The sequence below is a fragment of the Micromonospora taraxaci genome (assembly GCF_007830095.1).
Taxonomy (GTDB): Bacteria; Actinomycetota; Actinomycetes; order Mycobacteriales; family Micromonosporaceae; genus Micromonospora; species Micromonospora taraxaci.
Window position 1 is genome coordinate 2,816,225 of record NZ_VIWZ01000001.1, and the last position, 25,186, is coordinate 2,841,410.

Annotated in this window: 26 protein-coding genes; 15 read left to right on the top strand and 11 right to left on the bottom strand. The window is 69.8% G+C overall.

Annotated features, from left to right (window positions below):
• Nucleotides 1-23 precede the first annotated feature (23 nt).
• The 7 genes from FHU34_RS13070 to FHU34_RS13100 are packed head-to-tail and all read left to right on the top strand — an operon-like array spanning nt 24 to nt 6,144.
• Complete coding sequence (locus FHU34_RS13070; RefSeq protein WP_145780248.1) at nt 24-1,139, top strand: acyl-CoA dehydrogenase family protein; 1,116 nt, start codon at nt 24-26, stop codon at nt 1,137-1,139.
• 26 nt (nt 1,140-1,165) lie between these two features.
• Nucleotides 1,166-1,525, top strand: a complete 360-nt coding sequence (locus FHU34_RS13075; RefSeq protein WP_145780250.1) for an antibiotic biosynthesis monooxygenase — start codon at nt 1,166-1,168, stop codon at nt 1,523-1,525.
• Nucleotides 1,522-2,787: a beta-ketoacyl-[acyl-carrier-protein] synthase family protein gene (locus FHU34_RS13080; RefSeq protein ID WP_145780252.1), complete on the top strand. Its 1,266-nt coding sequence runs from the start codon at nt 1,522-1,524 to the stop codon at nt 2,785-2,787. Before FHU34_RS13075 ends, FHU34_RS13080 begins: the two co-directional genes overlap by 4 nt.
• Nucleotides 2,784-4,013: a ketosynthase chain-length factor gene (locus FHU34_RS13085; RefSeq protein ID WP_145780253.1), complete on the top strand. Its 1,230-nt coding sequence runs from the start codon at nt 2,784-2,786 to the stop codon at nt 4,011-4,013. The genes FHU34_RS13080 and FHU34_RS13085 overlap by 4 nt, the downstream gene beginning before the upstream one ends.
• Nucleotides 4,014-4,030: 17 nt before the next feature.
• Nucleotides 4,031-4,288: an acyl carrier protein gene (locus FHU34_RS13090; RefSeq protein WP_145780255.1), complete on the top strand. Its 258-nt coding sequence runs from the start codon at nt 4,031-4,033 to the stop codon at nt 4,286-4,288.
• Between the two features lie 3 nt (nt 4,289-4,291).
• The gene (locus FHU34_RS13095) at nt 4,292-5,224 is read left to right on the top strand and encodes an aromatase/cyclase (RefSeq protein WP_145780257.1); all 933 of its coding nucleotides are present in this window, start codon (nt 4,292-4,294) and stop codon (nt 5,222-5,224) included.
• The gene (locus FHU34_RS13100) at nt 5,221-6,144 is read left to right on the top strand and encodes an MBL fold metallo-hydrolase (RefSeq protein WP_145780258.1); all 924 of its coding nucleotides are present in this window, start codon (nt 5,221-5,223) and stop codon (nt 6,142-6,144) included. The genes FHU34_RS13095 and FHU34_RS13100 overlap by 4 nt, the downstream gene beginning before the upstream one ends.
• A gap of 40 nt (nt 6,145-6,184) precedes the next feature.
• On the opposite strand, the gene FHU34_RS13105 is transcribed toward FHU34_RS13100, so the two are convergent.
• Nucleotides 6,185-6,886, bottom strand: coding sequence for a TetR/AcrR family transcriptional regulator (locus tag FHU34_RS13105; RefSeq protein WP_280116481.1), 702 nt, complete (start codon nt 6,884-6,886; stop codon nt 6,185-6,187).
• A gap of 121 nt (nt 6,887-7,007) precedes the next feature.
• Here FHU34_RS13105 and FHU34_RS13110 point away from each other — a divergent pair, with 121 nt between their 5' ends.
• The 3 genes from FHU34_RS13110 to FHU34_RS13120 all read left to right on the top strand — a co-directional run bounded on the left by FHU34_RS13110 (nt 7,008) and on the right by FHU34_RS13120 (nt 9,933).
• The gene (locus FHU34_RS13110; RefSeq protein WP_145780261.1) at nt 7,008-8,495 is read left to right on the top strand and encodes an MFS transporter; all 1,488 of its coding nucleotides are present in this window, start codon (nt 7,008-7,010) and stop codon (nt 8,493-8,495) included.
• A gap of 51 nt (nt 8,496-8,546) precedes the next feature.
• Complete coding sequence (locus FHU34_RS13115) at nt 8,547-8,996, top strand: DUF6069 family protein (protein ID WP_145780263.1); 450 nt, start codon at nt 8,547-8,549, stop codon at nt 8,994-8,996.
• Between the two features lie 64 nt (nt 8,997-9,060).
• The gene (locus tag FHU34_RS13120; protein WP_145780264.1) at nt 9,061-9,933 is read left to right on the top strand and encodes an NmrA/HSCARG family protein; all 873 of its coding nucleotides are present in this window, start codon (nt 9,061-9,063) and stop codon (nt 9,931-9,933) included.
• A 71-nt stretch (nt 9,934-10,004) separates the two neighbouring features.
• Here FHU34_RS13120 and FHU34_RS13125 read toward each other — a convergent pair whose 3' ends face one another.
• Nucleotides 10,005-10,646 carry a DNA alkylation repair protein gene (locus tag FHU34_RS13125; RefSeq protein ID WP_208745149.1) on the bottom strand — a complete coding sequence of 214 codons (642 nt, stop codon included), beginning with the start codon at nt 10,644-10,646 and terminating at the stop codon, nt 10,005-10,007.
• 157 nt (nt 10,647-10,803) lie between these two features.
• Between FHU34_RS13125 and FHU34_RS13130 the strand changes: the two genes are divergently transcribed.
• Nucleotides 10,804-11,205 carry a nuclear transport factor 2 family protein gene (locus FHU34_RS13130; protein WP_145780268.1) on the top strand — a complete coding sequence of 134 codons (402 nt, stop codon included), beginning with the start codon at nt 10,804-10,806 and terminating at the stop codon, nt 11,203-11,205.
• 75 nt (nt 11,206-11,280) lie between these two features.
• The gene (locus FHU34_RS13135) at nt 11,281-14,139 is read left to right on the top strand and encodes a CBM96 family carbohydrate-binding protein (protein ID WP_145780270.1); all 2,859 of its coding nucleotides are present in this window, start codon (nt 11,281-11,283) and stop codon (nt 14,137-14,139) included.
• A gap of 22 nt (nt 14,140-14,161) precedes the next feature.
• On the opposite strand, the gene FHU34_RS13140 is transcribed toward FHU34_RS13135, so the two are convergent.
• The 9 genes from FHU34_RS13140 to FHU34_RS13180 all read right to left on the bottom strand — a co-directional run bounded on the left by FHU34_RS13140 (nt 14,162) and on the right by FHU34_RS13180 (nt 21,912).
• Nucleotides 14,162-14,668, bottom strand: a complete 507-nt coding sequence (locus FHU34_RS13140) for an SRPBCC family protein (protein ID WP_145780272.1) — start codon at nt 14,666-14,668, stop codon at nt 14,162-14,164.
• Complete coding sequence (locus tag FHU34_RS13145) at nt 14,665-15,924, bottom strand: RNA polymerase sigma factor (RefSeq protein ID WP_145780273.1); 1,260 nt, start codon at nt 15,922-15,924, stop codon at nt 14,665-14,667. The genes FHU34_RS13140 and FHU34_RS13145 overlap by 4 nt, the downstream gene beginning before the upstream one ends.
• Nucleotides 15,921-16,277, bottom strand: a complete 357-nt coding sequence (locus FHU34_RS13150; RefSeq protein ID WP_145780275.1) for a YciI family protein — start codon at nt 16,275-16,277, stop codon at nt 15,921-15,923. Before FHU34_RS13150 ends, FHU34_RS13145 begins: the two co-directional genes overlap by 4 nt.
• 150 nt (nt 16,278-16,427) lie before the next feature.
• Nucleotides 16,428-17,666, bottom strand: a complete 1,239-nt coding sequence (locus FHU34_RS13155) for an MFS transporter (protein ID WP_145780277.1) — start codon at nt 17,664-17,666, stop codon at nt 16,428-16,430.
• A 109-nt stretch (nt 17,667-17,775) separates the two neighbouring features.
• Entirely contained in the window at nt 17,776-18,522 is a 747-nt protein-coding gene (locus FHU34_RS13160; RefSeq protein WP_145780279.1) for a phosphotransferase family protein, read from the bottom strand.
• Nucleotides 18,523-18,635: 113 nt separating this feature from the next.
• Nucleotides 18,636-18,920, bottom strand: coding sequence for a hypothetical protein (locus FHU34_RS13165; RefSeq protein WP_145780280.1), 285 nt, complete (start codon nt 18,918-18,920; stop codon nt 18,636-18,638).
• 12 nt (nt 18,921-18,932) lie between these two features.
• Nucleotides 18,933-19,733, bottom strand: coding sequence for a hypothetical protein (locus tag FHU34_RS13170; RefSeq protein WP_145780283.1), 801 nt, complete (start codon nt 19,731-19,733; stop codon nt 18,933-18,935).
• A 225-nt stretch (nt 19,734-19,958) separates the two neighbouring features.
• Nucleotides 19,959-20,972 carry a hypothetical protein gene (locus tag FHU34_RS13175; protein WP_208744984.1) on the bottom strand — a complete coding sequence of 338 codons (1,014 nt, stop codon included), beginning with the start codon at nt 20,970-20,972 and terminating at the stop codon, nt 19,959-19,961.
• A gap of 130 nt (nt 20,973-21,102) precedes the next feature.
• Nucleotides 21,103-21,912, bottom strand: coding sequence for an IclR family transcriptional regulator (locus tag FHU34_RS13180; protein WP_145780285.1), 810 nt, complete (start codon nt 21,910-21,912; stop codon nt 21,103-21,105).
• A gap of 218 nt (nt 21,913-22,130) precedes the next feature.
• Between FHU34_RS13180 and FHU34_RS13185 the strand changes: the two genes are divergently transcribed.
• From FHU34_RS13185 to FHU34_RS13195, 3 genes are all read left to right on the top strand, one after another.
• Nucleotides 22,131-23,324: an ABC transporter substrate-binding protein gene (locus FHU34_RS13185; protein WP_167524819.1), complete on the top strand. Its 1,194-nt coding sequence runs from the start codon at nt 22,131-22,133 to the stop codon at nt 23,322-23,324.
• Nucleotides 23,325-23,399: 75 nt separating this feature from the next.
• Nucleotides 23,400-24,353, top strand: coding sequence for a carbohydrate ABC transporter permease (locus tag FHU34_RS13190; RefSeq protein ID WP_145780287.1), 954 nt, complete (start codon nt 23,400-23,402; stop codon nt 24,351-24,353).
• Complete coding sequence (locus FHU34_RS13195) at nt 24,350-25,180, top strand: carbohydrate ABC transporter permease (protein WP_145780288.1); 831 nt, start codon at nt 24,350-24,352, stop codon at nt 25,178-25,180. Before FHU34_RS13190 ends, FHU34_RS13195 begins: the two co-directional genes overlap by 4 nt.
• Nucleotides 25,181-25,186: the final 6 nt, after the last annotated feature.

Here is a 25,186-nt window from a genome sequence, read left to right on the forward strand (position 1 = left end):
ACCGAATCGATGAGGGGGCCGAGATGCCGGATCTGTTGGCGGCGACACGTGACGTCGTCGAGCTCGCGGCGAAGAACGCCGCCGACGCGGAAACCAACCGCAGACTGGACCCGGAGGTGGTCCGGGGAGTCGTTGCGGCCGGGTTCGCCCGACACTTCGTGCCGACCCGGTTCGGCGGCCGGGCCTCGACGTTCACCGGTCTGGTCGAGCCGGTGGCCGTGTTGGGCGAGGCGTGCGTGTCGACCGCCTGGTGCGCCTCGCTCACCGCGGCGCTGGGCCGGATGACAGCGTATCTGCCTGTCGAGGGCCAGGCCGAGGTCTGGTCGGACGGGCCGGACGCGTTGGTCGTCGGGGCGCTGATGCCACTGGGCCGGGCCGAGCCCACCGAGGGAGGCTGGCGCCTGTCCGGCAGTTGGCCGTTCGTCAGCATCGTCGAGTACTCCGACTGGGCGCTGGTCTGCGCGATGGCGCCCGGTGCGGACCGCCCGCAGCCGTGGTTCTTCGCGGTGCCGCGCGACACCTACCGGATCGCCGACACCTGGCACACCATGGGGATGCGGGGCACCGGCAGCAACACGTTGATCCTGGACGACGTCTTCGTCCCGAGCGAGCGCGGGTGCAGCCGCGAGAGCATCGCCGCCGGCGACGCGGTGGCCGCCGAGGCGATCTGCCACACCGTGCCGATGCGCGCCGTCAACGGCCTGGCCTTCGCCGTGCCGGTCCTGGGCGCGGCGCGAGGCGCGGCGGCGGCCTGGACCCCGTGGGTCGCCGAGAAGCTCGGTGGCGGCTCGAACGCGATCTCGGCCCTGGACCGGGGAGCGTACGAGCAGACCCTGGCGCGGGCGCACGGCGAGATCGACGCGGCGCAGCTCCTCCTGGAACGGGTGGCGCGGGTGGCGGACGCGGGCGGCGTGACCCCACTGGCGGTGACCCGTGGCTCCCGCGACTGCGCCCTCGCCGCCGAGACCCTGGTCGCGGCGACCGACCGACTCTTCACCACAGCGGGCACACGAGCCCAGGCCGAGAACAACCCGCTGCAGCGGTTCTGGCGGGACGCGCACGCGGCGGCCAGCCACATCGGCCTGCAGTTCGGCACCGCTGCCAGCGCCTACGCCGGCCGGCTGCTCGCCGGTCGCTGACGACACCACACTTTCGGAGGCAAACAGTGGATCCGACCAGGACGGACGCGGGTTTCGTCGCGATCGTCACCTTCCCCACCGACGGCCCGGAGACGGCACGCGAGCTGGTCGAGCTGGCGACCGGGGGAGTACAGGAGTGGATCCGGGCGGTGCCCGGGTTCCTCTCCGCCAACTACCACATCAGCTCCGACGGCACCCAGGTCGTCAACTACGCCCAGTGGAGCAGCGAGGCGGCCTACCGCGAGTCCTTCACGAACAACCCCAGGTCGGCCGAGGTGCGAGCGTCACTCAGCGCGCTGCCGGGCCTCACCGGGCCGCCGCGCTCGGTCTTCTGCACGCTCGCCGCCAGCATCCTGCCGGCGCCGGTCGAGGAGACGTCCCCGTGAGCCGCCGGGTCGTTCTCACCGGGATCGGGGTACGGACCCCGGGTGGGTCGGGCGCCGACCAGTTCTGGGATCTGCTCACCGCCGGCCGCACGGCCACCCGCCGGATCAGCTTCTTCGACCCCGCGCCCTACCGCTCCCAGGTGGCCGGCGAGTGCGACTTCGACGCCGAGGCCGAGGGCTTCACCCCACGTGAGATCCGCCGGATGGACCGGGCCACCCAGTTCGCCGTGGTGTGCACCCGCGAGGCGGTGGCCGACAGCGGTCTCGACCTCGACGGCGTGGAACCGCACCGGATCGGGGTGAGCCTGGGCAGCGCGGTCGCCGCTGCGACGAGTTTGGAGAACGAGTACCTCGTCCTGTCCGACCGGGGGCGGGAGTGGGAGGTCGACCCGACGCACCTGTCGCCGTACATGTTCGACTACCTGACCCCGGGCGCGATGGCGGCGGACGTGGCCTGGACGGTGGGGGCGGAGGGGCCGGTGGCACTGGTCTCCAACGGCTGCACCTCGGGGCTGGACGCGGTGGGGCAGGCCGCGCAGCTCATCCGGGAGGGCAGCGCCGACGTCATGATCACCGGCGCGACGGACACCCCGATCACCCCGATCGTCGTCGCCTGCTTCGACGCCATCAAGGCGACCACCCCGCGCAACGACGAGCCGGCCCGCGCTTCCCGACCGTTCGACGGCTCCCGCAACGGCTTCGTCCTGGCCGAGGGCGCAGCGATGTTCGTGCTGGAGACCCACGAGCGGGCGGTGGCACGCGGCGCGCACATCTACGCCGAGGTGAGCGGCTACGGGGCGCGCAGCAACGCGTACCACATGACCGGCCTGAAGACGGACGGTCGGGAGATGGCCGAGGCGATCCGGGCCGCGCTGGCCGAGTCGCGGCTCGACCCGGAGGCGATCGACTACATCAACGCGCACGGCTCGGGCACCAAGCAGAACGACCGTCACGAGACGGCGGCGTTCAAGCGGAGTCTGGGTGAGCACGCGTACCGGACGCCGGTCAGCTCGATCAAGTCGATGGTCGGGCACTCGCTGGGCGCGATCGGCTCCATCGAGATCGCCGCGTGCGCGTTGGCCATCAAGCACAACGTGGTGCCGCCCACCGCGAACCTGCACGACGCCGACCCGGAATGCGACCTGGACTACGTGCCGGTCGTGGCGCGGGAGCGCCGGCTCGACGCCGTGCTGACGGTGGGCAGCGGGTTCGGTGGTTTCCAGAGCGCGATGGTGCTCACGCGGGCGGGGGGAACGCGATGACGACGGTGGTCACCGGGGTTGGTGTCGTCGCCCCGAACGGGCTCGGGGTGGACTCGTACTGGAAGGCGACGCTGGACGGGGTCAGCGGCATCGCACCACTGACCGGGTTCGACACGTCCCGGTATCCGGCCCGGCTCGCCGGGCAGATACGCGACTTCGACGCCCGCGACCACATCCCCGGCCGACTGCTGCCGCAGACCGACGTCTCCACCCGGTACGCGTTGGCGGCGGCGGACCTGGCGCTGGCCGACGCTCAGGTGCGCACCGACGCGCTACCCGACTACGACATGGGGGTGGTGACGGCCAACGCCCTCGGCGGCTTCGCCTTCACTCACCGCGAGTTCCACAAGCTCTGGTCGCAGGGGCCGGAGTACGTCAGCGTCTACGAGTCCTTCGCCTGGTTCTACGCGGTCAACACCGGCCAGATCTCCATCCGCAACGGTATGCGTGGGCCCAGCAGTGCCGTCGTCACCGAGCAGGCCGGCGGGCTCGACGCGATCGGGCACGCACGGCGCTCGATCCGACTGGGTACCCCACTGATGCTCACCGGTGGGGTCGACTCTGCGCTCGACCCGTGGGGCTGGGCGTCGCACCTGTCCAGCGGCCGCGTCAGCCTCGTCGAGTCGGCCGACCGGGCGTACCGGCCGTTCGCCGCGGACGCCACCGGCTACGTGCCCGGCGAGGGCGGGGCCATCCTGGTGCTGGAGGACGAGGCCGCGGCGCGACGTCGCGGTGCCGGCCCCGGCTACGGCCGGGTCGTCGGGTACGCCGCGACCTTCGATCCCCCACCTGGTTCACCGCGCCCGCCGGCGCTGCGCCGCGCGGCCGAGGCCGCCCTCGCCGATGCCGGCATCGGACCCGCCGACGTGGGTGTGGTCTTCGCCGACGCGGCCGGCGTCGCGGAGCTCGACCGGGCCGAGGCGGAGGCGCTGCGCGGGATCTTCGGACCGCGCGGCGTGCCGGTCGCCGCGCCGAAGGCGCTGGTCGGGCGGCTCTTCGCCGGTGGGGGAGCGCTGGACGTCGTCACCGCCCTGCTGGCGATCCGGGACGGCGTCATTCCGCCGGTGCCGCGCGCCGTCGACGTCCCGGACGACTACGGCCTCGATCTCGTGTACGGCGAGGCCCGGCAGGCCCCCCTGTCGTACGCGCTCGTCCTGGCCCGTGGCAAGGGCGGCTTCAACTCCGCGGTCGTGGTCGGTCAGGCCACGACCGGACATCAGCAATGATCGAGAGGACCAGGTAGATGACCGACATCACCCTCGACGACCTCCGGCGCGTCATGGCCGCCTGCGCGGGCGCGGACGAGAGCGTCGACCTCGACGGCGACATCATCGACGTGCCGTTCGAGGATCTGGGCTACGACTCGCTGGCCGTGATGGAGACGGCCGCGATCCTGGAACGCGACTACAAGGTCACGATCCCGGACGAGAAGATCGCCGGCCTGCCCACGCCGCGGGCCATGCTCGACGAGATCCGGCACAGCCTGGCCGCGGCGAGCTGAGCCGTGTCGCACCGGACCGAACACACGCTGACCGTCGCGGCGCCACCCCGCGTGCTCTACGACCTGGCCGCGGATGTCACCCGCTGGCCGGCCATCTTCGCCCCGACGGTGTACGTGCACCACCTGGAGCGCTCGGAGTCCGCCGAGCGGTTCCAGCTCTGGGCGCTGGTCGGCGGCGAGGTGGCCACCTGGACGTCCCGTCGCAGCCTGGACGCGGCAGGGCTGCGGATCGGCTTCACCCAGGAACGCAGTCAGGCGCCGATCGCCTCGATGAGTGGTGAGTGGATTTTCCGCGCTGCCGCCGGCGGCGGGACCGAGATCGTGCTGGTGCACGAGTTCACCGCCGTCGGTGACGACCCCGAGTCGGTCCGCTGGATCACCGAGGCACTGGACCGTAACAGCCCTGTGGAGCTGGCTGCCCTGGCTCGCATCGGCACCACCGGGCATCCCGTCGAGGACGTCGTGTTCACCTTCGCCGACCGGGTGCCGGTGGACGGCGCGGTGGCCGACGCGTACGAGTTCGTGAACCGCTCCGATCAGTGGCCACAGCGGCTGCCGCACGTGGCCCGGGTGGTGCTGCGCGAGGTGAGCCCGGGAACGCAGGACATGGAGATGGACACCGTCACCGAGGACGGCTCGACGCACACCACCCGGTCGGTGCGGATCTGCACAGCGGTCGAGCGGATCGTCTACAAGCAACTGGTCCCACCGCGCCTGTTGCTGGGTCACAGCGGACGGTGGCTCTTCACCGACGACGGTGACGGTGCCACGGTCACCGCGGAGCACACCGTGGCCATCGATCCGGACCGGGTGCGGGAGGTGCTCGGCGCGGGCGCCACGCTCGCCGACGCACGTGACTTCGTCCGCTCCGCGCTGGGCGGCAACAGCCGTACGACGCTGGCACACGCCGGCTCGTACGCTGCTGCCCGACGATGACCGTGACGGGGCCGGCGGTGACGGCGGAGTTGACCGAGGTCGCTGACGGGGTGTTCGCGTACACCCAGCCCAACGGTGGCTGGTGCTTGAGCAACGCCGGCATTGTCACCGGGCCCGAAGGGATCCTGCTGGTCGACACGGCGGCGACCGAGCGGCGGGCCCGCGCCCTCGCCGACCGGATCAGCGGGCTGCGGGCCGGCCCGGTCCGCACGTTGGTCAACACGCATCATCACGGCGACCACACCTTCGGAAACGGGGTCTTCACCCCCTCGGCGACCGTCATCGCCCACGAGCGGGCCCGCCAGGAGATGGCCGAGACCGGGCTTGCGCTGACCGGGCTCTGGCCGGACGTGCGGTGGGGCGACATCCAGGTGGTGCTGCCCGATGTCACGTTCGCGCAGGAGTTGACGGTGCATGTCGGGGAGCGCCGTGCCGAGCTGCTGTACGTCGGTCCGGCGCATTCCACCAACGACGTCGTGGTGTGGCTGCCGCGTGAGCGGGTGCTGTTCGCCGGGGACGTGCTGATGTCCGCTTGTACGCCGTTCCTGCTGTTCGGTTCGGTCACCGGGGCCCTCGACGCGGTGGCGCGGTTGCGGGCGCTACGGCCTCGGACGGTGGTCTGCGGGCACGGTCCGGTGACCGGTCCGGAGATCCTCGACGCCACCGAGCGTTACCTGCGGCGGATCGTCGAGGTGGCGGCCGAGGCGTACCCGCAGGGGCGCAGTCCGCTGGAGGCGGCCCGTGAGTCGGACTGGTCGGAGTTCGCGCACCTGCTCGACCCGGAGCGGGTGGTGGGGAACCTGCACCGGGCGTACGCCGAGCTGGCCGGTGTTCCGTCGGGGGCGCCGCTACCGGTGGCCGCGGTGCTGGCCGAGATGATCGAGTACAACGGAGGGCGACCGCTGACCTGCCTGGCCTGACGGGCCGTCCCGCGCGTCGACCGGTCGCGTGCGGGGCGGCTCAGGCTGGTTCGGCGTACGTCGACAGGCCTCGCACGATGATCTCCATGCCCAACTCGAAGCGCCGCTCCGAGTCCAGGGACGTGATCGGCCCCGCCATCTGCGTGAGGTTGGGGAACCGGTCCGGGGGCAGTGAGGTCAGGTAGTCGTGGATCTGCGCCACGTATGCCTGAACGGCGCTGGTGTCCACGCCGTCGCCCGGGAAGGCATCGTCGAGCGTCTCGGTGGTGACGAAGGAGGTCACCAGGTCGCCGGCGTAGGCGGCGATGTCGTCGGGGAGGCCACCGGCGCGCAGCAGCGCCATGGTGCGTTCCATTCCGGCCACGCCGTTGGTGCCCAACGGGATCCGCGACAGCGACACGCGAGCCAGGTCGCGGTGCGACCGGAAGACCTGGCGCAACGAGCGCAGCATCTCCTTGACCTGCTCGGCCCAGCGTGCCGGGTCGGGTTCGGGGATGTCGACCTCGGCGAGCACCCGGTCGTACACCAGGTCCAGCAGTTCGTCCTTGTTGGCAACGTGGGCGTAGAGCGACGCCGGTCCGGTCTGGAGCTCCTGGGCGACGCGACGCATGCTCAGTGCGTCCAGCCCTTCGGCGTCCAGGACCCGCAGCGCCGTGGTGACGATCAGCTCCTGGCTCAACGGCTGCCGAGGTGGGGGTTTCGGGGGCGTCTGCCATGGCGGCGTGGGGATCGCCTGGGTCACGCGGGCCTCCATGCTCGCTCGTCTCCGGTCGACACATCGTAGTTGACGGCATTCGGTGTTTGCTGTTAGAACGGTGTTCGTGCGTGGAACAGCGTACGCTGACCGTCGTGGAGAGGTCGAGATGAATCCCCTGACCGAGCAGGCAGCGCCCGAGGCGCCGTCCGACGAGACACCGCAGCCGTACCGGCACCGGTGGATCGCCCTGGCGGCGATCCTCGGTGCGGAGGTCATGGACCTCTTGGACGGCACGATCATGAACGTCGCAGCGCCGACCATCCGGGAGGATCTCGGCGGCGGCTTCACGGCGATCCAGTGGATGACCGCCGGTTACACGCTGCCCTTCGCGGTCCTACTGATCGTCGGTGGCCGGCTGGGCGACATGTTCGGCCGCAAACGGATGTTTCTCGTCGGCGCGGCCGGCTTCGCCCTGGCGTCACTGCTCTGCGCCGTGGTGCAGGATCCGTGGCAGCTGATCGCAGCCCGCGCCCTCCAGGGCGGCCTCGGCGCGCTGATGATCCCGCAGGGCCTGGGGCTGATCAAGCAGATGTTCCCCCGCCGAGAGCAGGCCGCGGCCTTCGGTGCGTTCGGGCCGGTGATGGGCCTCTCGGCGGTCGGCGGGCCGATCCTGGCGGGCTTCCTCATCGACAGCAACCTGTTCGACACCGGCTGGCGGATGGTCTTCCTGATCAACCTGCCGATCGGCATCGCGACTCTCTACGCTGCGGCCAGGTTTCTGCCCGAGTCTCGGGTCGCCACCCGCCCGAGGTTCGACCTGGGCGGCATCGCCCTGGTCACCACCGGTCTGCTCCTGCTCATCCTGCCGCTGGTGCAGGGGCACGAACTCGACTGGCCGGCGTGGACGTTCGTGACGATGGCCGCCTCCGTGCTGGTCCTCGCCGCCTTCGCCTGGTACGAGTTGCGCCGCGAGCGCAGCGGCCAGGCCGCCGTCATCGAACTGAGCCTGATGCGTAAGCCCCGATTCCTGGCGGGTCTGCTCGTGGCGCTGGTCTTCTTCGCCGGCACCGCCGGGATGTCCCTGACGCTCGGCGTCTACCTCCAGGCGGGTCTGGGCTGGAGCCCCACCCGGACGGCCGCGACGATGATGCCCTGGGCGCTCTTCCTGGTCGTCGGCGCCATCCTGACCGGCGCCGTCCTCGGTGCCAAGCTCGGTCGCACGGCGCTGCACCTCGGTCTGCTGGTGATGATCGTGGGCGTGCTGTTCATCCGGTTCACCATCGGCCGCCACTCGACCGACCTGACCAGCTGGGATCTCGTCCCGTCGATCGCGATCTCCGGTCTCGGGATGGGCATCATGATCGGTCTCCTGTTCGACATCTCGCTGGCCGACGTGGAACCGGAGGAGTCCGGCACCGGCGGTGGGGTCCTGACCGCTGTGCAGCAGCTCGGCTTCGGCATCGGCGTGGCCCTCATTGGCACCATCGTCTTCGGCGTCGTCAGCAGGCACGCCGCCTCGGTGCAGGCCTCCCGCGAGGCCTTCACCGACGGGATCCTGCGTGGCCTCACCGTGGTGATCGTGCTCCTCGCGCTCTCCTTCGTGCTCGCCTTTCTGTTGCCGCGTCGGGCGCGAGACGAGTCCGAGACGCACTGACCCGCCTGCCCTGCCCGCCCAGACCGTCCGCCCTGCCCAAGGAGACTCGCCATGGCCACCGACCTCGCGCCCACACCGTCGGCCTCCCGCACCCGACTCTGGCCGATCCGTCTCGCCGGGGTCGCCGGGGCGGTCCTCGCCGCTCTGCTCACCTGGGTGCTCATCGAGCCGGTCGCCGGCCACGACCTGTACGCCCCGGCGCTCGGCTCGGACGCGCCGCAGGACATCGGCGCCGTCGAGACCATCGCCGTCGCCCTACTGCCCTCCCTGGCCGGGTGGGGGCTGCTCGCCGTACTCGAACGGCTCGTCCCACGGCGGGCCACGCTGATCTGGACGGCCGCCGCCCTGGTGCTGCTGCTGGTCACCATGCCCTGGGGTGGCACCTTCCGCACCGAGGGCGACCACCCCTCCCTCGTGCTGCTGCACCTCGCTGTGGCCGCCGTCCTTGTCCCTGTCCTGGCCTGGTCGTCGGCGCGGCGACGACCTTTCGGCACTCCCTGACCCCCGCAGCCGCTCTGACCCCGCCGCCCTGCCCCGCACCTCCAACGCAAGGAGACACGCAGCCATGACCAAGGTTCTCGTCATCGGTGCCACCGGCAACCAGGGAGGAGCGGTCAGCGACCTCCTCCTCGACCATGGCCACGAGGTCGTCGCGTACGTCCGCGCGCCCGAGTCACCCGCCGCCCAGGCGCTTGCCGCCCGTGGTGTGCAGCTCGCCCCCGGCAACCTCGCCGACTCCGAGGCGCTCGGCCGAGCCGCCACCGGCGTCGATGCGGTCTTCGGACTCTCGGTGCCCTTCGGTGATGGTGGCAAGGAGGAGGAGATCGCCCAGGGACGCCTGATCGTCGACACCGCGACTCGCGTCGGCGCCCACCTGGTCTACTCGTCGGTCCGTGGCGCGGACCGCTTGGAGGACAGCGACATCGACCATGCCGACAGCAAGCAGGTGGTCGAGACGTACCTGCGCGGGCAGGACGTGCGCGCCACAGTGCTCGGACCGGTCTACTTCATCGAGAACGTGCTCAACCTGAACTTCAGCCGCCTGGGCGACGGCGTCCTCTCCAACCCCCTGTCGCCGGGCAAGAAGCTGGACCAGGTCACCGTGCTCGACATCGCCGGCCTGGCGGTGTACGCCATCGAGCACCCGGACGAGCTGGTGGGTAAGCGGATCGACGTGGCCTCCGACAGTGTGACCGGCGAGGAGGCGGCCCGGATCCTCAGTGCGGCGATCGGCCGGGAGATCCCGTACCGGCAGATGCCCCTCGCCCAGGTCCGGCAGTGGGCGGGCGACGAGATCGCGGACATGTTCCAGCGTTTCGAGGACAACACCGACTTCGTCGACGTGGTCGCTCTGCGGGCGCAGTACCCGGGTGTGACCTGGCACAGCTACGCCGATTGGGCCAAGACGGTCGACTGGGACCGGGTGCTCAAGGGCTGACGACGGGGCGGCGCGGGGAGGTCCGGGCGCTCCCCGCGCCGCCGCCACCATTCGCCCGGTCGAATCCCTGTTCAGGCATGCGCTCGGCGCACCATCTCGTTGATCCAGACAGGCGCGTACGGAGATGTGCACCCCGGGGAGGTCGGGTAGTCCTTGAGCACCGCCAGCCGTTCGCCGATGCCGATCGCGCGAGCCCGGTGCGCGGCGTGCTCGATTCCGATCTGGGCCAGGCAGTGGTTCATCGCCCACTGGAGGCGATCCGGCGCGTCCCTCATCTCGCTTTCGATGACGTCGAGCAGTCTCGGGAGGTCGAGGCTCTCGGGCTTCTTCGTCACGCGCTCCGTGGTCAGCGCCCAGCCGGCACTCGCGACCACCGGATCCGGATCAGCGCACCAGGCCAGGCGCAGCTCCTCGGAGTGCGGGTTCTTCTTCACCACGTAGTTCACGAGCCAGTCGTGCACCTTGGGCGCGCGTGCCTCGCGCAGCATCGTGTCCAGCTCGGCACGCCCGAACGCCCTGGGGCGGCAGATCAGGATCGACAGCAGTCTCGCCGCGGTGTCGTCGGTCGTCCAGAGCTGGCACGCGAGTTCCTGCTGTGTCTTCAGCCGCTTCGCGAGCGCCCGAAGCTTGCCGAGGTGCACACCGTGATCGTCACCGTGTTTCGCGTTCACCTCGCGCGTGCGGGGGTCCTCCAGTGCGGCCAGTTCGGCCATCACCTCGGCCACCACCGTGTCGGTGGGCGTCGTCGCGGTCACCAGAGCCTCCAACTCCTCGGGTGTGACATGCACCTTACGACGGCGTCGGCCGTTGGTGACCTGCGGCTTGTCGGTTCCGGCTGCCCGCCGCCGGCCGAATGGCACAGTGAAGTCCATGGACAGGAAGCACGTCAACGACTGGCTCGCCGCCTACGAGCGGGTGTGGCGGACGCCGGGCACCAACGACCTGGTCACCCTCTTCACCGAGGACGCGAGCTACCAGCAGGGGCCGTACTGGACGCCCGTCGTCGGCCTGCCGGCCATCGCACAGATGTGGGAGAAGCAGCGCAAGGGTCCCGACGAGGTGTTCCAGATGACCAGCGAGATCGTCGCGGTCGAGGGCGACACCGCGGTGTCGCGTCAGGAGGTCCGCTACGGCGAGCCGGTCGAGCAGGAGTACCGCGATCTGTGGATCATGCGATTCGCCGACGACGGGCGGTGCCGGTCGTTCGAGGAATGGCCGTTCTGGCCGGGCCAGCAGCCGGCCAACCCTCCGGACGGCTCGATCGAACAGTGAGCCGCTGAGGGGGCAGCAAGAAGCAGCGATCATGGCTAGCATCCTCCGGCGATTACATGTCATCGGGGGAGAGCCATGCGCCGTCGTACGATCCTGCAATGGCCGCTGCTGGCCGGGGCCGCCGGTGCTTTGCCGATCTTGACGGCGAGTCCCGCCCTGGCCGTGGAAACCCGCCCGTGTTTGCTCGTCTCCGGCACTGACTTCGACAAGCTGCGTGGCCGAGCCGCGACTGAGCCCTGGAAAAGTTGGAGGAGCGCAGCGATCAGCCGGGCCGGCTGGGAGTATGTAGCGAACCCGGACGCCAGCGCCCGCTCCAAGCGCATTGCCGAGATCGCCAGCTACTCGTCCCTGGCGTACATCCTGGACGCGGGCGAGAACGCCCCGGTCCACGCCCAGAAAGTCCTCCAGATGGTGGGCCGCCTCCGCCAGGAGATCTCCACCCCCGGCGTGATCAACAAGACGCAGTGGGGCGGCACCGTCCCACAGGCCAACGCCCTGTTCCACCTGGTGCTCGGGCTGGATGTCGTCTACGCCGCACTGACGTCGAGCGAGCGAGCTACCGCGGAGACCCAACTGGGAGAGATCGCCGCAATCTTCGCTGACTTTGCCTCCTTCCCGAGTTGGACGGCAGCGCCGATCGGCGCGTACGGCACCTGGCTCGCCTATCGGGTGACGGGCGGCGGGGACACCGCGGACCTGGCGGCGCTCGGCAGGACCATCGGCGAGCTCGAAAAGCACCTCCAATCCGTCATGGGCAAGAGCGGCGCGTACCTGGCCGCACCCACGTACGTCGGCCATCGCCTGGGTTCGCCGGGCGACCGGGACCCGAAGTCCTACTTCGTCGATGTCCTGAGCAGGGAGCCAACGCTCTACTCCGGCGTGCCCGGATATCGCAACTACTACCAGGACCCGCACTACCAGAAGGCGATCGAGTTCTATGCCGGCTACCTCACCACGCCGGTGACCCGTCGGCTGCCTCGTCGGAGACTGACCGCCGAAGCCAACGTCACGGTGCGCGGTGGGAAATACGCCGGAGATCCAGGCGAGTCTGGTGGGCTGCTGCACGCGAAGGTGGACGAGCCCGACTTCACCCGAGAGTGCTACCTGCGCTTCGATCTCGGTGACCTGACCGCTGACCAGGTCGTCACAGTGCGGCTCCGGCTCTACGTGAAAGAGGTTGGCGCCGACGGTTGCCGGTTGGAGGTCTCGCAGGTGGGCGACGTGTGGCCGGAGAACGTGAGCTGGAGCGGTCGGCCGGCCGCCAAGGCGTTGCTGGGCACATGGATTCCCCGCACCAGGTTTGTGGCGGAGTTGGACGTGACGACGGCTGTCCGGGACGCGCTGACGACCGGCTCCCGGAAGTTCTCCGTCGGCATCCGATCCACAGTCGCTGGTGCCGAGCGGTTCGCCCAGCTCTTCTCGCGGCAGCCGAACACCCCCGACGAAGCCAATTCGGTACCCAGACTTCTGGTCAACACCACCACCGATGTCGTCGCCCGCGACGAGTACACCTTCGGTGACAGCGCGACGATCGGCGGCGCGGTGTCGCGCTCCGCCCGTACCTACAGCGCGTACAGGTTCAGCACGGCGGCGGGTTCAAACGCGGCCTGGAGCCTGAACCGGGTCACCATCGCGCCGCTTCCGATGATGACGACGTATGCCCTGACGGCTCAAGCGCCATCGCCCACCGTCGCCGTGCCGAGCCGGGTCTTTCCCGACGCGGGTGCGTGGTTCTTGCAGAACAGTCACGACCAGCGGGCGCTCGCCGGTGCGCTGTGGAACGCCGTCAAGGACGGCGGCCACCAGCATCGGGACACGAACTCGCTGCACCTGGCCGCCTACGGCGAGCATGTGTTGCGCAACTCTGGTTACAACGGCTACCCCCATCCGGCTGTCGGCTTCACCTACGCCCAGATCAGGGACCTGGCCGTGCTCAGCAACACCGGGCTCATCGGTTATGAGCCGTCGTTCGCCGATTTCGCCCCGCCGAGTCTCAACAATCACGTGAGGACGTACGGCGCTGGCATCGTCGAGGACCTCATGTGGGGTGGCATCGACTACGCCACCGGCGACTCCGGCGGCGCGCTGCCCAACGGCCGGCACCGGCGCAGCCTGGTGTTCGTTCATCCGAACACCGGCACTCAGGGCTACTGGACGGTCTTCGACGAGTTCACGGAGGTGAGTGGCGCGGGTCCGGTGGGGCTGGCCTGGCATCCCAACTCGGCCAGCGACCCGGCCGCGGACCCAGCGATGGCGGACTACACCTTCCCTGTCGATGTGGACCCGTGCACCGACACCGGGGTGAAGCTCACCGCGTTCCTCGCCACACCCCCATCCCAGGTCCACGTCAAGAGTGGGCCACTGGCCGACTGGACCGACGGGCACCTCGGGAGGTACCTCTACGTCACCTACCCACTGGACGCCGCCGCCCGCAAGAACGCCGTTACCGTGCTCTTCCCCTCTGACGACGTACACCCGAAGGCTGCGATGAGCAGGGTTGGCGGAACCGGCTACTCGGGTGCGTCCATCACGCACACCAGTGGCCACACCGACTACGCGATCGAGTCGAATGGCTCTCCCGAGATCACCATCGGCAACGTGACGTGGCAGGGGTGGGCTGCCTGGTATCGCACCACGGGCGGGGCAGCCGCCGACACGGTTGACGTGACCAATTACCTCGTCCGCAAGGGGCGCACGCTGCGGTGGCGTGAGTACGGCTTCGAGACCGATTCGTACGTCAGCATCCTGGCAAAGGGCCGTGGTGGTCAGCTGCTGAACACGACGGGTCGCGACATCACTGTCACCTTCCACCACCCAGGGCTGAGCCTCGTACGCTTCGGTGGCAAGCCCGCCGCCTCGCCGGCTTCGGGATCCGGCTGGCGCTCGGTCATCGTCCCCACAGGGAGGGTGGTCTTCGAACTCGTGACAACCTAGGGCACCCGCGGCAACCGCCACCTCAGTGGCGCACGGTGAGGCAGGAGGCCTCCAGCCGTTCCAGCGTCGCGGTCATGCTCGTGATCCAACTGCGGCCGTCGTCCATCGCCGCTCGCTCGTCGGCAGGCAGTGGGGAGCAGTCGTAGGTTTCGGTCACGATCGTCGCGGCCGGGCCGTCGGGGATCAGCTCGAAGGCCCACCGGTGTCCCCACCGCCGCAGCGGGGTGGCACCGGGTGCGGTGTCCGGGTGACCTCGGCCCGGTTCCGGCGTCCAGCCGATGCGCCGGTTCACCTCGTACTCGACGACGTGGTTGTTCATCTCGTAGTCGCCGTAGGGCGAGTAGTACATCCGCATCACGAAGACGTCGCCGACCGCGCCGATCGGCCGGTCCGACACGGCACCGCGCAGCATCCCGGAGCCGTCGAGTTCGGTGTGTCGGCGCGGGTCCGCGAGGATCCGGAAGATGTCGGCCGCCGGTGCGGCGATCCGCCGCGACACCGCGACGGGTTCGATCTGACCACTCGTCATCGGTACGCCTCCTCCAGATCGGTCGACGCATGTCGGCGGAGGTCGTCGAGCCGGTCGGTCAGGAAGGCCCGCTCGACCGTGTTGTGGGATTGAGCCAGCGCCTCCCGGTAGGCGTCCGCCGCCGCTGCCCATCTGTCGAGTTGGCGCAGGAACTCACCACGGGCGGCGCTCAGGTAGCCGTAGGTGGCTAGGACCGGTTCGGCGAGCAGTGGTGCCAGCGCGTCGAGACCGGCCTGCGGACCGTCGCGCAGACCGACGGCCACGGCCCGGTTGAGCTCTACCACCGGAGAGGGCCAGAGCTGGAGCAGGACGTCGTACAACCCGACGATCTCCGCCCAGTCGGTGTCCTGCCAGGTCGGTGCCTCGGCGTGCACGGCGGCGATGGCGGCCTCCACGGCGTACCGGGTCGGCGGCCTGCGGCTCAGCGCGTCGGTCACCAGGGCGACGCCTTCGCCGATGAGCCGCCTGTCCCAACGCCCGCGGTCCTGTTCCGAGAGCAGTCGCAGCCGCCCGCTGGGAGACAGCCGGCTGTCGTCACGCGCGTGGATGAGCAGCAGCAGCGCGAGCAGGCCGCTGATCTCGGTGTCGGTCGGCATGAGCAGGTGCAGCATGCGGGCGAGGTTGAGGGCGCTGTCGACCAGGTCACGGCGGACGAGGTGCGCGCCGCTCGGCGCCGTGTGGCCGGTGGTGAAGATCAGATAGAGGACGTCGAGGACGGCGCTGACGCGTTCGGCCAGGTGGTCGGGCGACGGCACCCGGTACGGGATGCGGGCGGCGCTGATCTTCTTCTTGGCCCGTGTGATCCGGGCGGCCATCGTGGGTTCCGGCACCAGGAAAGCGCGGGCCACCTCCGCCGTGGACAGACCGCACACCAGCCGCAGCGTCAGCGCGACCTGAGCGTCGCGGGACAGGGCCGGATGACAGCAGGTGAAGACCAGCCGGAGCCGGTCGTCGTCGAGGCCGTCCTCCGGGCCGGGCACCGACTGGTCGGTCACCAGCAGCGGTAGGGCCCGACGCAACACCGACTCGCGGCGCAGCACATCCAACGCGCGGTTGCGGGCGGTCGTTGTCAGCCACGCGCCGGGGCGATCCGGGATGCCGATCTGCGGCCAGACCCGCAGCGCCTGCGCGTAGGCGTCCTGGGTGCACTCCTCGGCGAGATCGAGGTCCCGGGTCAGCCGCGCCGTAGCGGCCAGCAACTGGGCCCAGTCGCGGAGGTGCGCCTGCGCGACCGCCGCGACGACCTCGGCACTCATCCGTGATCGACCACCGGACGGATCTCCACCCCGCTGTGCCCGGCGGAGACCTCGTACAGCCGCGAAGCGAGACCGATCACCTCGTCGAGGTCGGAGGCTTCGACCAGGTAGTAACCGCCCACCGCCTCCTTGGTCTCCAGGAACGGCCCGTCGGTGATGGCCAGCCGACCGTGTGCGTCGCTGCGCAGGCTGGTCGCGACGGCTGCCGGCTCCAACTGCTGGCCGTCGAGGACGGCCGAACCGGCTGCGGCGCAGAAGGCGCCGTGGGCCTCGTCGCGCTCCTGCATCTCCTGCGGCGACATCGCGGCCCACTGCCGCTCGTCGCCGTGGATGAGGATCAGGTACTTCGCCATGTCGCATCCCATCGTGTGGAGCCCGGCCGGGCCCGCCTACCTCACCGACGAGTCAACCCGACTCCCGATCGACAAACGAGGGGGCCGATGTGCGTCGCGGGCACAGTCGGTCGGCGGACCAGACACCGCAGCGCGGCGTCCGCGCGCCGTTCACACCCGGGCGTCGACAGGTTTCAGCGCCGTGTCGAGCGGCAGGTCGCGCATCCGACGGATCGGGGTCGACAGATAGATGATCGGGGACAGGACGGTGAGCGCCCCGAAGAGCAGCAGGGTGGTACGCGCGCCCAGTGGCCCGGCCAGGACGCCGGCCAGCAGCCCGCCGAGCGGGATGGCGCCCCAGGAGACGAACTTGACCGTGGCGATCACGCGGGACAGGAGCTCCGTCGGGCTGGCGAGCATCCGGTAGGTGCGGGTGGTCACGCTGAGCACCACCGAGGAGACGGCGAGGATGACGTTGCCGGCGGCGAAGGCGAGGTAGCCGGCGGCACCGGTGCCGAGCGGGATGATGAGCGCGCCGGGCACGCTGGCGAAGGCCGCGATGATCAGGCCGCGTGCGGTGCCGAACCGATCGGTGAACCGGGTGGTGAGCGCGGCGCCGATGAGGGCGCCGAGGCCGTCGGCGGCGAGCAGCAGGCCGACCATGACCGGCGGCGCGTGCAGCTCACGCACCAGGTAGAACGGGAAGAGAGCGAGCATCGCGCCGCTGACGAAGTTCGTCGCTGTGGCGTCCCACATGGCCGGGCCGATGATCGGGTGGCGGAGCACGAAGTGCCAGCCTTCCCGGATCATGGTGACCATCGGTGGCCGTTCGGTCGGCCGCTGCACCCGCCGGGCCGGGAGGGTGCGCAGCAGCATGGCGGAGACCAGATAGCTGACGGTGTCCACGAACAGCGTCGGCACGGCACCCAGCACCTGCACCGCGAGGCCGCCCAGGGAGGGCCCGCCCAACTGGGTGACGGCGTGGGTGCCGGAGTTGAGGCTGTTGCGCGCCTGCAACTGCGTGGCGGGCACGATCTCCGGCAGGAAGGTCTGGTTGGCCACGTCGAACAGCACGTTGGCGAAGCTCACGACCAGTGCGACCCCGACCAGTTGGGCCACCGTCAGGGCGTCGAACCACCAGGCCAGGGGGACGGACGCGATGGCCAGGGCCCGGATCAGGTCCAGGGTCACCTGCATGCCGCGCAGCGGCACCCGCTGCACGACCACCCCGGCCGGCAGGCTGATCAGGAGGTACGCGAGATAGCCGGCTGCCGTGATCAGACCCATGTCGAAGGCTGACGCGTCGAGGACGGTCAGTGCGGTCAGTGGCAGGGCCACCCCGCCGACCGCCGAGCCGAGGTGACTCGTCGTGCTGGCACCCCACCAGCGCCAGAAAGGAGTAAGTCTCATAATGGAACTGACCATTGTGGTTGACGCGGGTCCAGGTGACCCCGCCAACGGGGCTTCGGGCGCGCGAGGTGACGGCCCTCGGGGAACACCGAGCGACTCGCCAGGTGGCCTACGGCTCCCGCATCCGGGATCTGAGCACGTCGAACTCGCATCCCGGCGCGTCCGGATCGAAGCCGTGCTCGATCAGCCAGTGCGAGGCCACCAGGCTGCGCAGTGACCACCAGGCGCGGATCACGTCCCGGTCCACGTCGGTGCCGTAGCCGGCAAGCAGGTCTTCCAGGCGTTCCTCGTGCCCCAGCGTCACGATGGCGAGGTCGAACATGGCGTCGCCGGGCGCGGCCTCGGACCAGTCGATGACGCCGGTGACCTCGTCGCCGTCCACGAACACGTGGGTGATCTGCAGGTCGCCGTGGATGAACACCGGTTTCCACGGCCGGAGCGCGGCTCCGGCGATCTCGCGATTGCGGTGGATCACCTCGGCAGGCAGAACGGCGTTGGCGAGCAGCCACGCGCACTCGCCGTCGAGCTCCGCCGCCACGTCGTCGAGCCTGCGCCCCGGCCACGGCGGCAACGGCGCGTCGTGCAGCCTGCGGATGGCCGCGCCTGCCGCGGCCCACGCCTCCGGCGACGCGGCAGACGGTTCGCCGAGGAGGCCGAGAGCCCTGCCGGGCACGACGGCGATCGCGAGCACGGGCGGCTCGTGCCAGAGGATCGCCGGGGTCGGTATCGGTGCCAGGGCCATGGCCCGTACCTCGACGTCGGCGTGCGCCAGATCTCCGTCGACCTTGAGGAACACGTCGCCCACGCGTAGCGTCGCGCGCTGCCGGTGGGCGACGACGACTTCGACCTCGTCCATACCGGCCATCCTGGCGGCGATGGTCGCCGATGTCGCCGGACTTTGCGGATGGCGGGACACCGGCTGCTCCGCACGAAGCGCCCCGTCCGCTGTGGACGGGGCGCTTGGTCGTGTCAGTCGGACTGCGAGTCGGCGGCCGATCCGTCCTCGCCGCTCGTCGACGCCGGAGCGCTGGCTACCTCGATCCGGGGCGACCGGTCCGGCGGAAGGTGGGCGAGGTCGGCGATCACGACCACGTCCACTTCACCATCGATCATTCTCTGTTCGACGGTCTCCCAGGGTGCCCGGACGATTCCCTTCAACCGGTAGTCGTGGTGCCGAAGGTGCGACAGGCACACTGCGACGGCAGGCTCCGACGGTTCGATGTCGGCGGGGATCCAGATGACAGCTATCTCCATGATCTCTCCTGATCAACGTCGTGGACGCGGCTGGGTGATCAGGAGTTGCTGTGGCGGTGGGGGGCCCCGCTCCACGGGCCTGCTGGTGGCCCGCATGTCGACGGCAGCCACGGTGAGCCCTCGGGACGGCGGCGAGATGGGTGGCGGACGCTCGGCAGCCGAGGTGGGCGCGTCGACACCGCTGGCACCGAACCCGCTGGGTGCGGTGGCCAGCGCCAGCACGAACGCCGGTGGACCGGAGTCGGGGCGGACGGGCGGGCCCGGAGTCGGCGCTGCTGCCGCGGCCACCGTCGCCGGCGGCGGGTCGGCCGACCGGGTCCGGCCGCCGGCGGCGCTGTGGACGTCGCCACGGGACACCGTCACCGTCACCGTCGCGGCCGCCGACGACGGCTGCGGCGGCGCGGCAGGGCGGGCAGCCGGGGAGGCGGCGGGGGACGCGACGCGGGAGGTGGGTGACGGCGACGTGCGAGGTGTACGGGGCAGGTCAGGAATGGCGGTGGGAGGTTTCACCGACGTCGAGGGCAGAGGGACTGCCGGCCGCGGGACGGACGACGGCAGCGGCAGGGGAACGGCGGAGGGCAGCGGCAGAGGAACGGCCGACGGCAGCGGTAGGGCGATGGCCAGGGGTGACTCGACCACGCGGGGCAACAACTCCTCGACGATATTCGGCGAGGTGGGGGCGTGCGCCGGGCGCAGGTCGGTCGGCGACGGCAACGGTGTCGACTGGTGCGCGTGGGCGGGGTCGGCGCCCAGGGCCGCGCCGATTGCCGCCGCGCCGAGCGCCACCGCGGGCAGACTGTGCGTCAGACGCATCGGGCGAGGGCTGCGGGACGTCGCGTCGCCAACTCCGTTCGGGCCGGTATTCCGGTCCGGTGTCGCTGGCCGAGCAGTCGCCCCTTGCCTCCCGCCGTTCGTTCCATGCGCGGGTTCTTGCCCCCGGAAGACGCGGACTACACCTCCCATCGATATGTGACCGGCCCAGGAACGAGGAAGGACTCCTCTGTGGTGGGTTGATGGCGACGGCCGAGCAGGTCCAGATCACCAAGGCGCGGTGCGTGATGGCGTCGGGGGCGGCTGCCGGAGGGCGTCGTCGATGATCCCCGGCATCCGTCGGGCCACCCCGGCGAGGAGGTCGGCGACCTGGACGCGCGGGTCGTCGCGGGAGTCGACCATCACCAGCCCGGCGAGCGGTGACACACCCACCGGCAACGCCCCGGCCGGTTCGGTGCCCGCCGCCCACCTGCTGCCGTCGGCCAGCACCCGCTGAAGGCGGGTCAACCGATCGGCTGTCAGGGCGCTCTGCTCGTCGTGAGTCACCAGGACCTGCCGCCGTCCGCCGCTCCAGGACAGGACCGTCTCCGCCAGCGCCGGCAGCAGCGGTTCCAGCGGTGGGGGGACCGACCGGTCGTCGTTGTCGAGCCTGGCCAGAACGGTCCGCACGTGGTCCTGGTTGAGCTTGTCGAGGATCTCGTCGGCCGCTGGGCCGAGGCGGTGTCGGAGCAGCGCGTCGCGGGCCTCGAAGAACCGCTGCACCGTCTGGTGGACCGGTAGCCGCCGCTTCATCCGGACACAATCGACGAACGCGGTCAGGAAGGCGTCCCAGTCATTTCCGGCCGAGTGTCTGGCGGCGTGCAGGGCGATGGCGGCCGGAAGGTGTTCACTCGCCAGGCGGGTGCCCGCCGCGTACGACGGCGCGACCAGCAGGAGGTCGACGATCCGGGTGACGAGAAAGAACTCCTTGTCGATCACGTGGACGTTCGCACGCCCGGTCAACTCGGTCCGGAGCCACCCCAGGGCCTCGTCCGCACCCGAGCCGCGCAGGAACCGCCCCGACTTGAGTTCGTGTGGTGAGAACCGGAAGCCCGACCGCAGCGTGGTGATGAGCGCGACGGCTTCGTCGACGGTCAGGTCGACACTCGCGTGCGTGATCACCGGAGCGGTGGATCGCAGCAGGTTGGTGCCGGAGAACCCGGACTCGTCGCAGGCGATCTCCACGACGGCGCCGACCACCGCGTCCCTGAGCGGCATCCCGCCCTGAAGTGGTGACCTCACACCCGGGTTCCCGCCATGCCGACCATGGTCACCCGTGCACCCGGTCGGAACAACCCGATTGCGAGGTGGGACGTGGACGTCGGCGCCCGTCGGTGACCTTCGTGGGGGCGGATGGTGGGTGGGTGGCGGGTCAGCGCGGTGAGCTGAGCAATCGGTCGCCGTCACCCGAGTCGTCCGCGCTGGCGGATGGCGGAGGTGTGTATCCCCACTCGGACGAGATCTGGTTCGCGGTCTCCAGCAGGAGCGGAAGTGCCTGCTTCAACGTGTCGAGGCTGGCGATGACCTCGATGGCCGTCATCGATGCGGCGGCGATGACCTGCCCCCGTGAGTCCCTGACGGGTGCGGCGATACACCTGACGTAGGCGTCGTGTTCGCCGTTGTCGGTGGCCCAGCCCTGCTCGCGGATGCGGGCGAGTTCGGCTTCGAGGGACTCCTGGTCGGCGAAGGTGGTGTCGGTGAACCTCTCGAACACGACGTGGGAGAGAAGACGGTCGCGCTCTGCCGAGGGCAGATAGGCCAGGATCGTCTTACCGACGGCGCTCGCGTAGATCGACACCGCGCGTCCCACCCGGGACGGCAGCTTTACGGCGTCGAACGCCGGGCTGTCCACCTTGTCGATATAGATGATCTCGTCACCGGTCAGTTGCGCCAGGTGCACGGTGTGGCTGGTCTCCCGTTGCAGCGACCGCAGGTGCGCTGCTGCGAACTGGCGCAGGTCCATCGAGCCGAGCGCGAGTTCGGACAGTTCGATGACTCCGCTACCGAGCACATAGGTGCCCGCGCCGGTGCGGCGTACGAAGCGGGCGGCCTCCAGTGTCTGCAGAATCCGCAGGGCCGTGGACTTGTGGACGCCGAGCACGTCCGCCGCCTCGGTGAGCGACAGCGGGTGCTCCGCCGATCGACGGATGAGGTCGATCGCGCGGCGAATCGATTGCGCCAAGGCCCTGTCTCCCCTCGCTGCGCCGGTCTGATGCCGCCGCTGCCATTGCGTATTACGCAATATAGTTCACGCGATGCGCAATCGCTACTTGACACCGTTGCACATGACGCTACGATCGTTGCAATTTAATCGGTACGACGCTGACTCGTAACAGTGGAGTAACTATGGGTAATCGACGCGCTCGTTTCGGCATTACCGGTGCGACATGTGCCCTCGGAATGGTTGCCGCGCTCCTGACCGGCTGCGGCTCCGACGGTGGCTCAAGTGACGGCGTCACCAAACTGACCTTCGCCGCCTCGACTTTCGGCGACCCCGGCCGTGGGCCCCAGTTGACGAAGTGGCTCGACGAGTTCAACAGCAGTCAGGACAAGGTCCAGGTCTCCGCCGCCGCGGTGCCGTACCCGACCTTCGGTCAGACGGTGCTCACCCAGATGGGCAGCGGCAAGGGCCCCGACCTGGTCCGCTTCGACATGCCCGAGTTCGAGGCCGCCTCGGACGCCGGTCTCGTCGCACCGCTCGACAAGATGATCGACGCCGGCAAGTACGACCTGCTCAAGCAGCCGGACCAGTTCATGGTCCACGACGGTGTCCGGCACGGTTTCATTTTCGAGGCGTCGAACTACGCGATGTTCTACAACGCGGACCTGATCCCGACGCCGCCGACCACCTACGAGCAGTTCACCTCCACCGCGAAGTCGCTGACCAAGGGTGACGTCTACGGCCTGGCGTTCCGCCAGACGGAGGCCGAAGAGGCCGGCGTGTGGCAGGACATCTTCAACTACGTCTACGGCTTCGGCGGCGCGTGGTCCGACGGCAAGAACCTGACGATCAACTCAGCGGAGAACCTCAAGGGCCTGCAGGCGTACAAGGACCTGTACGACGCCAACGTCATCCCGCGTGGTGCCGACGCCGCGACGTTCCGGCGGATGTTCGCCGAGGGCAAGGTCGGGATGGAGCTCAACAACGGTGGATACGTGACCGCGACGCGTGGGCAGAACGCGAAGCTGAACTTCACCGTCGCGCCGATTCCGTTCCCGGTGCGCAAGCAGGGCGCGATCCTGGCGCCGATCGTGATCAACGAGGCGAGCGAGGGCAAGGACGAGGCGGCCACCTTCATCAAGTGGGCGCTGGAGCCGCAGAACCAGGTGAAGCTGCAGGAGATCCTCGGCGCGAGCAGCGTCGCCACCACCACGCAGCGCAGCGCCGAATCGCTCAAGGCGACCCCGTTCCTCCCCGTCTTCGACGGTCTCACCGACACCAGCCTGCCGCAGATCGTCCTTGGGTTCGAGGCCAAGACGCCGGACATCCGCAAGGTGGTCGTGCAGAACGTGATCGCGGCGTTGCAGGGCAAGGCCGACCTGAAGTCGGCGCTGGACCGCGCCCAGCAGCAGGCGACCGATCTGGTCCGCTGACCGGTCGACCAGGCGACGCTGCCGGCGCGCGGCCCTTCGCGCCGGCAGCGTCCTCTCCCAGAAGGATCGAATCCGATGACTGTGCTCGAGCAGACCGGGGCACCAGAGACATCCCGCCGGCCCAGAGGGCGACGTGGACCCAGCCCACTGGGCAGCAGGTGGACGCCGTACCTGTTCCTGGCTCCCGCCGCGCTGTTCATATTCGTCTTCCAGGCGGTACCACTCGCCCAGGAGGTGTACCTCAGCTTCACCAGGACGCGGCTGCTCAACCCCACCCGCAGCGAGTGGGTCGGGCTGGAGAACTTCAACCGCATCTTCGGTGACCCCGACTTCCACCGCACCCTGCTGATCACCTTCGTCTACGTCGTCGCCTGCGTCGTCGGCGCGATCGGCGCCGGGCTCGGCGTCGCGCTCCTGCTCAACAGGAACTTCCGGGGCCGTGGTGTGGCACGGGCGCTGGTGACCGTTCCCTGGGCTGCTCCGGGCATCGCCGTCGCGCTCATCGCCACCTGGATGCTCAACGCGCAGTACGGGATCGTGAACCGCTTCCTCGACGCGGTGGGCCTCGGCGTGCCGGGTGGCGCCATCCTGGACAGCCCCCGCTACGCGCTCCCGGCGGTGCTCGCGACGACCATCTGGCAGCTGTTCCCGTTCACGTCCGTGGTGCTGCTCTCCGCACTGCAGTCCGTACCCCAGGAGCTCAACGAGGCCGCCAGCGTCGACGGCGCCGGGCGTTGGGCGACCTTCCGCGCCGTCACCTGGCAGGTCATCAAGCCGACCGTGGGCCTGCTGGCCCTGCTGATGACGATCTGGTCGCTGCGCCGGTTCGAACTCATCTGGCTGATGACCAAGGGTGGACCGGTCGGCGCCACCGAGACGCTCGTCATCGACCTCTACTCGCAGGCGTTCGACTCGAAGGAACTCGGATCGGCGGCGGCCATCGGGATGGTCGGCGTCGTCATCTCGCTCATCGTCATCATCGGCAGCCGACTGGTCGCGCGTGCTGTGGAGAAGGGGGACGTCCGATGAGGCGCTTCCGGTTCGGGATCACCGCGCGGATCGTGGCCGTACTCGTCGTGCTGGGCATCGCGGTGTTCCCGCTGTACTGGATGTTCGTCACCGCGCTGTCGAGCAACGGCGACCTCTTCGCCGATCGGCCCCGGCTCACGCCGGACCTCGGTCAGTTCGGGGTGTTCGTCGACGCGCTGGCCGAGGGCAAGGCGGCCGGGTGGTTGCTCAACAGCCTGGTCATCGCAGTGGGCACGATGGTCCTCTCCGTCGGCCTCGGTATCCCGCTCGGTTACGCGCTGTCCCGGTTCTCGTTCTGGGGCAAGGCCGTGCTGACCGTCGTGCTGCTGTTCACGCAGATGCTTCCCGAGGCGCTCATGGTCGTGCCGCTGTTCGCACTGTTCCGCCGCTTCGACCTGCTCGACTCGCTGACCGGCCTCGTCCTGGTGAACTCGGCCTTCGTCCTGCCGATCGTCGCGTTGATCCTCAAGGGTGCGATCGACGGCATCCCGAAGGAGTTGGAGGAGGCGGCCCGCGCCGACGGCGCCCGACCCTTCACCACACTGACCCGCATCAACGTGCCGTTGATCGCCCCGTCGATCGCGGCGACAGCGGTCATCGCCTTCTTCCACGCCTGGAACGAGTACGTGTTCGCGGTGACGTTCATCTTCAACCCGGACCTGCAACCGGCGTCCGTCGGCATCGCGAACTTCATCGGCGAACTGGGTACGCCGATCCAGACGGTGATGGCCGTCGCCTTCCTGTTCACGCTGCCGGCCGTCGCCTTCTACCTCCTGGTCCAGAAGTACGTGGTGTCCGGCATGACCGCCGGTGCGGTGAAGGGTTGAGCCGAA

Coding starts and splice junctions, on each gene's coding strand:
- FHU34_RS13185 (WP_167524819.1), top strand. CDS start 22,131: ATGGTTGCCGCGCTCCTGACCGGCTGCGGCTCCGACGGTGGCTCAAGT.
- FHU34_RS13190 (WP_145780287.1), top strand. CDS start 23,400: ATGACTGTGCTCGAGCAGACCGGGGCACCAGAGACATCCCGCCGGCCC.
- FHU34_RS13115 (WP_145780263.1), top strand. CDS start 8,547: ATGGCCACCGACCTCGCGCCCACACCGTCGGCCTCCCGCACCCGACTC.
- FHU34_RS13070 (WP_145780248.1), top strand. CDS start 24: ATGCCGGATCTGTTGGCGGCGACACGTGACGTCGTCGAGCTCGCGGCG.
- FHU34_RS13155 (WP_145780277.1), bottom strand. CDS start 17,666: ATGAGACTTACTCCTTTCTGGCGCTGGTGGGGTGCCAGCACGACGAGT.
- FHU34_RS13170 (WP_145780283.1), bottom strand. CDS start 19,733: ATGCGTCTGACGCACAGTCTGCCCGCGGTGGCGCTCGGCGCGGCGGCA.
- FHU34_RS13130 (WP_145780268.1), top strand. CDS start 10,804: ATGGACAGGAAGCACGTCAACGACTGGCTCGCCGCCTACGAGCGGGTG.
- FHU34_RS13120 (WP_145780264.1), top strand. CDS start 9,061: ATGACCAAGGTTCTCGTCATCGGTGCCACCGGCAACCAGGGAGGAGCG.
- FHU34_RS13195 (WP_145780288.1), top strand. CDS start 24,350: ATGAGGCGCTTCCGGTTCGGGATCACCGCGCGGATCGTGGCCGTACTC.
- FHU34_RS13125 (WP_208745149.1), bottom strand. CDS start 10,646: ATGGCCGAACTGGCCGCACTGGAGGACCCCCGCACGCGCGAGGTGAAC.
- FHU34_RS13160 (WP_145780279.1), bottom strand. CDS start 18,522: ATGGACGAGGTCGAAGTCGTCGTCGCCCACCGGCAGCGCGCGACGCTA.
- FHU34_RS13150 (WP_145780275.1), bottom strand. CDS start 16,277: ATGGCGAAGTACCTGATCCTCATCCACGGCGACGAGCGGCAGTGGGCC.
- FHU34_RS13140 (WP_145780272.1), bottom strand. CDS start 14,668: ATGACGAGTGGTCAGATCGAACCCGTCGCGGTGTCGCGGCGGATCGCC.
- FHU34_RS13110 (WP_145780261.1), top strand. CDS start 7,008: ATGAATCCCCTGACCGAGCAGGCAGCGCCCGAGGCGCCGTCCGACGAG.
- FHU34_RS13165 (WP_145780280.1), bottom strand. CDS start 18,920: ATGGAGATAGCTGTCATCTGGATCCCCGCCGACATCGAACCGTCGGAG.
- FHU34_RS13145 (WP_145780273.1), bottom strand. CDS start 15,924: ATGAGTGCCGAGGTCGTCGCGGCGGTCGCGCAGGCGCACCTCCGCGAC.
- FHU34_RS13135 (WP_145780270.1), top strand. CDS start 11,281: ATGCGCCGTCGTACGATCCTGCAATGGCCGCTGCTGGCCGGGGCCGCC.
- FHU34_RS13090 (WP_145780255.1), top strand. CDS start 4,031: ATGACCGACATCACCCTCGACGACCTCCGGCGCGTCATGGCCGCCTGC.
- FHU34_RS13100 (WP_145780258.1), top strand. CDS start 5,221: ATGACCGTGACGGGGCCGGCGGTGACGGCGGAGTTGACCGAGGTCGCT.
- FHU34_RS13085 (WP_145780253.1), top strand. CDS start 2,784: ATGACGACGGTGGTCACCGGGGTTGGTGTCGTCGCCCCGAACGGGCTC.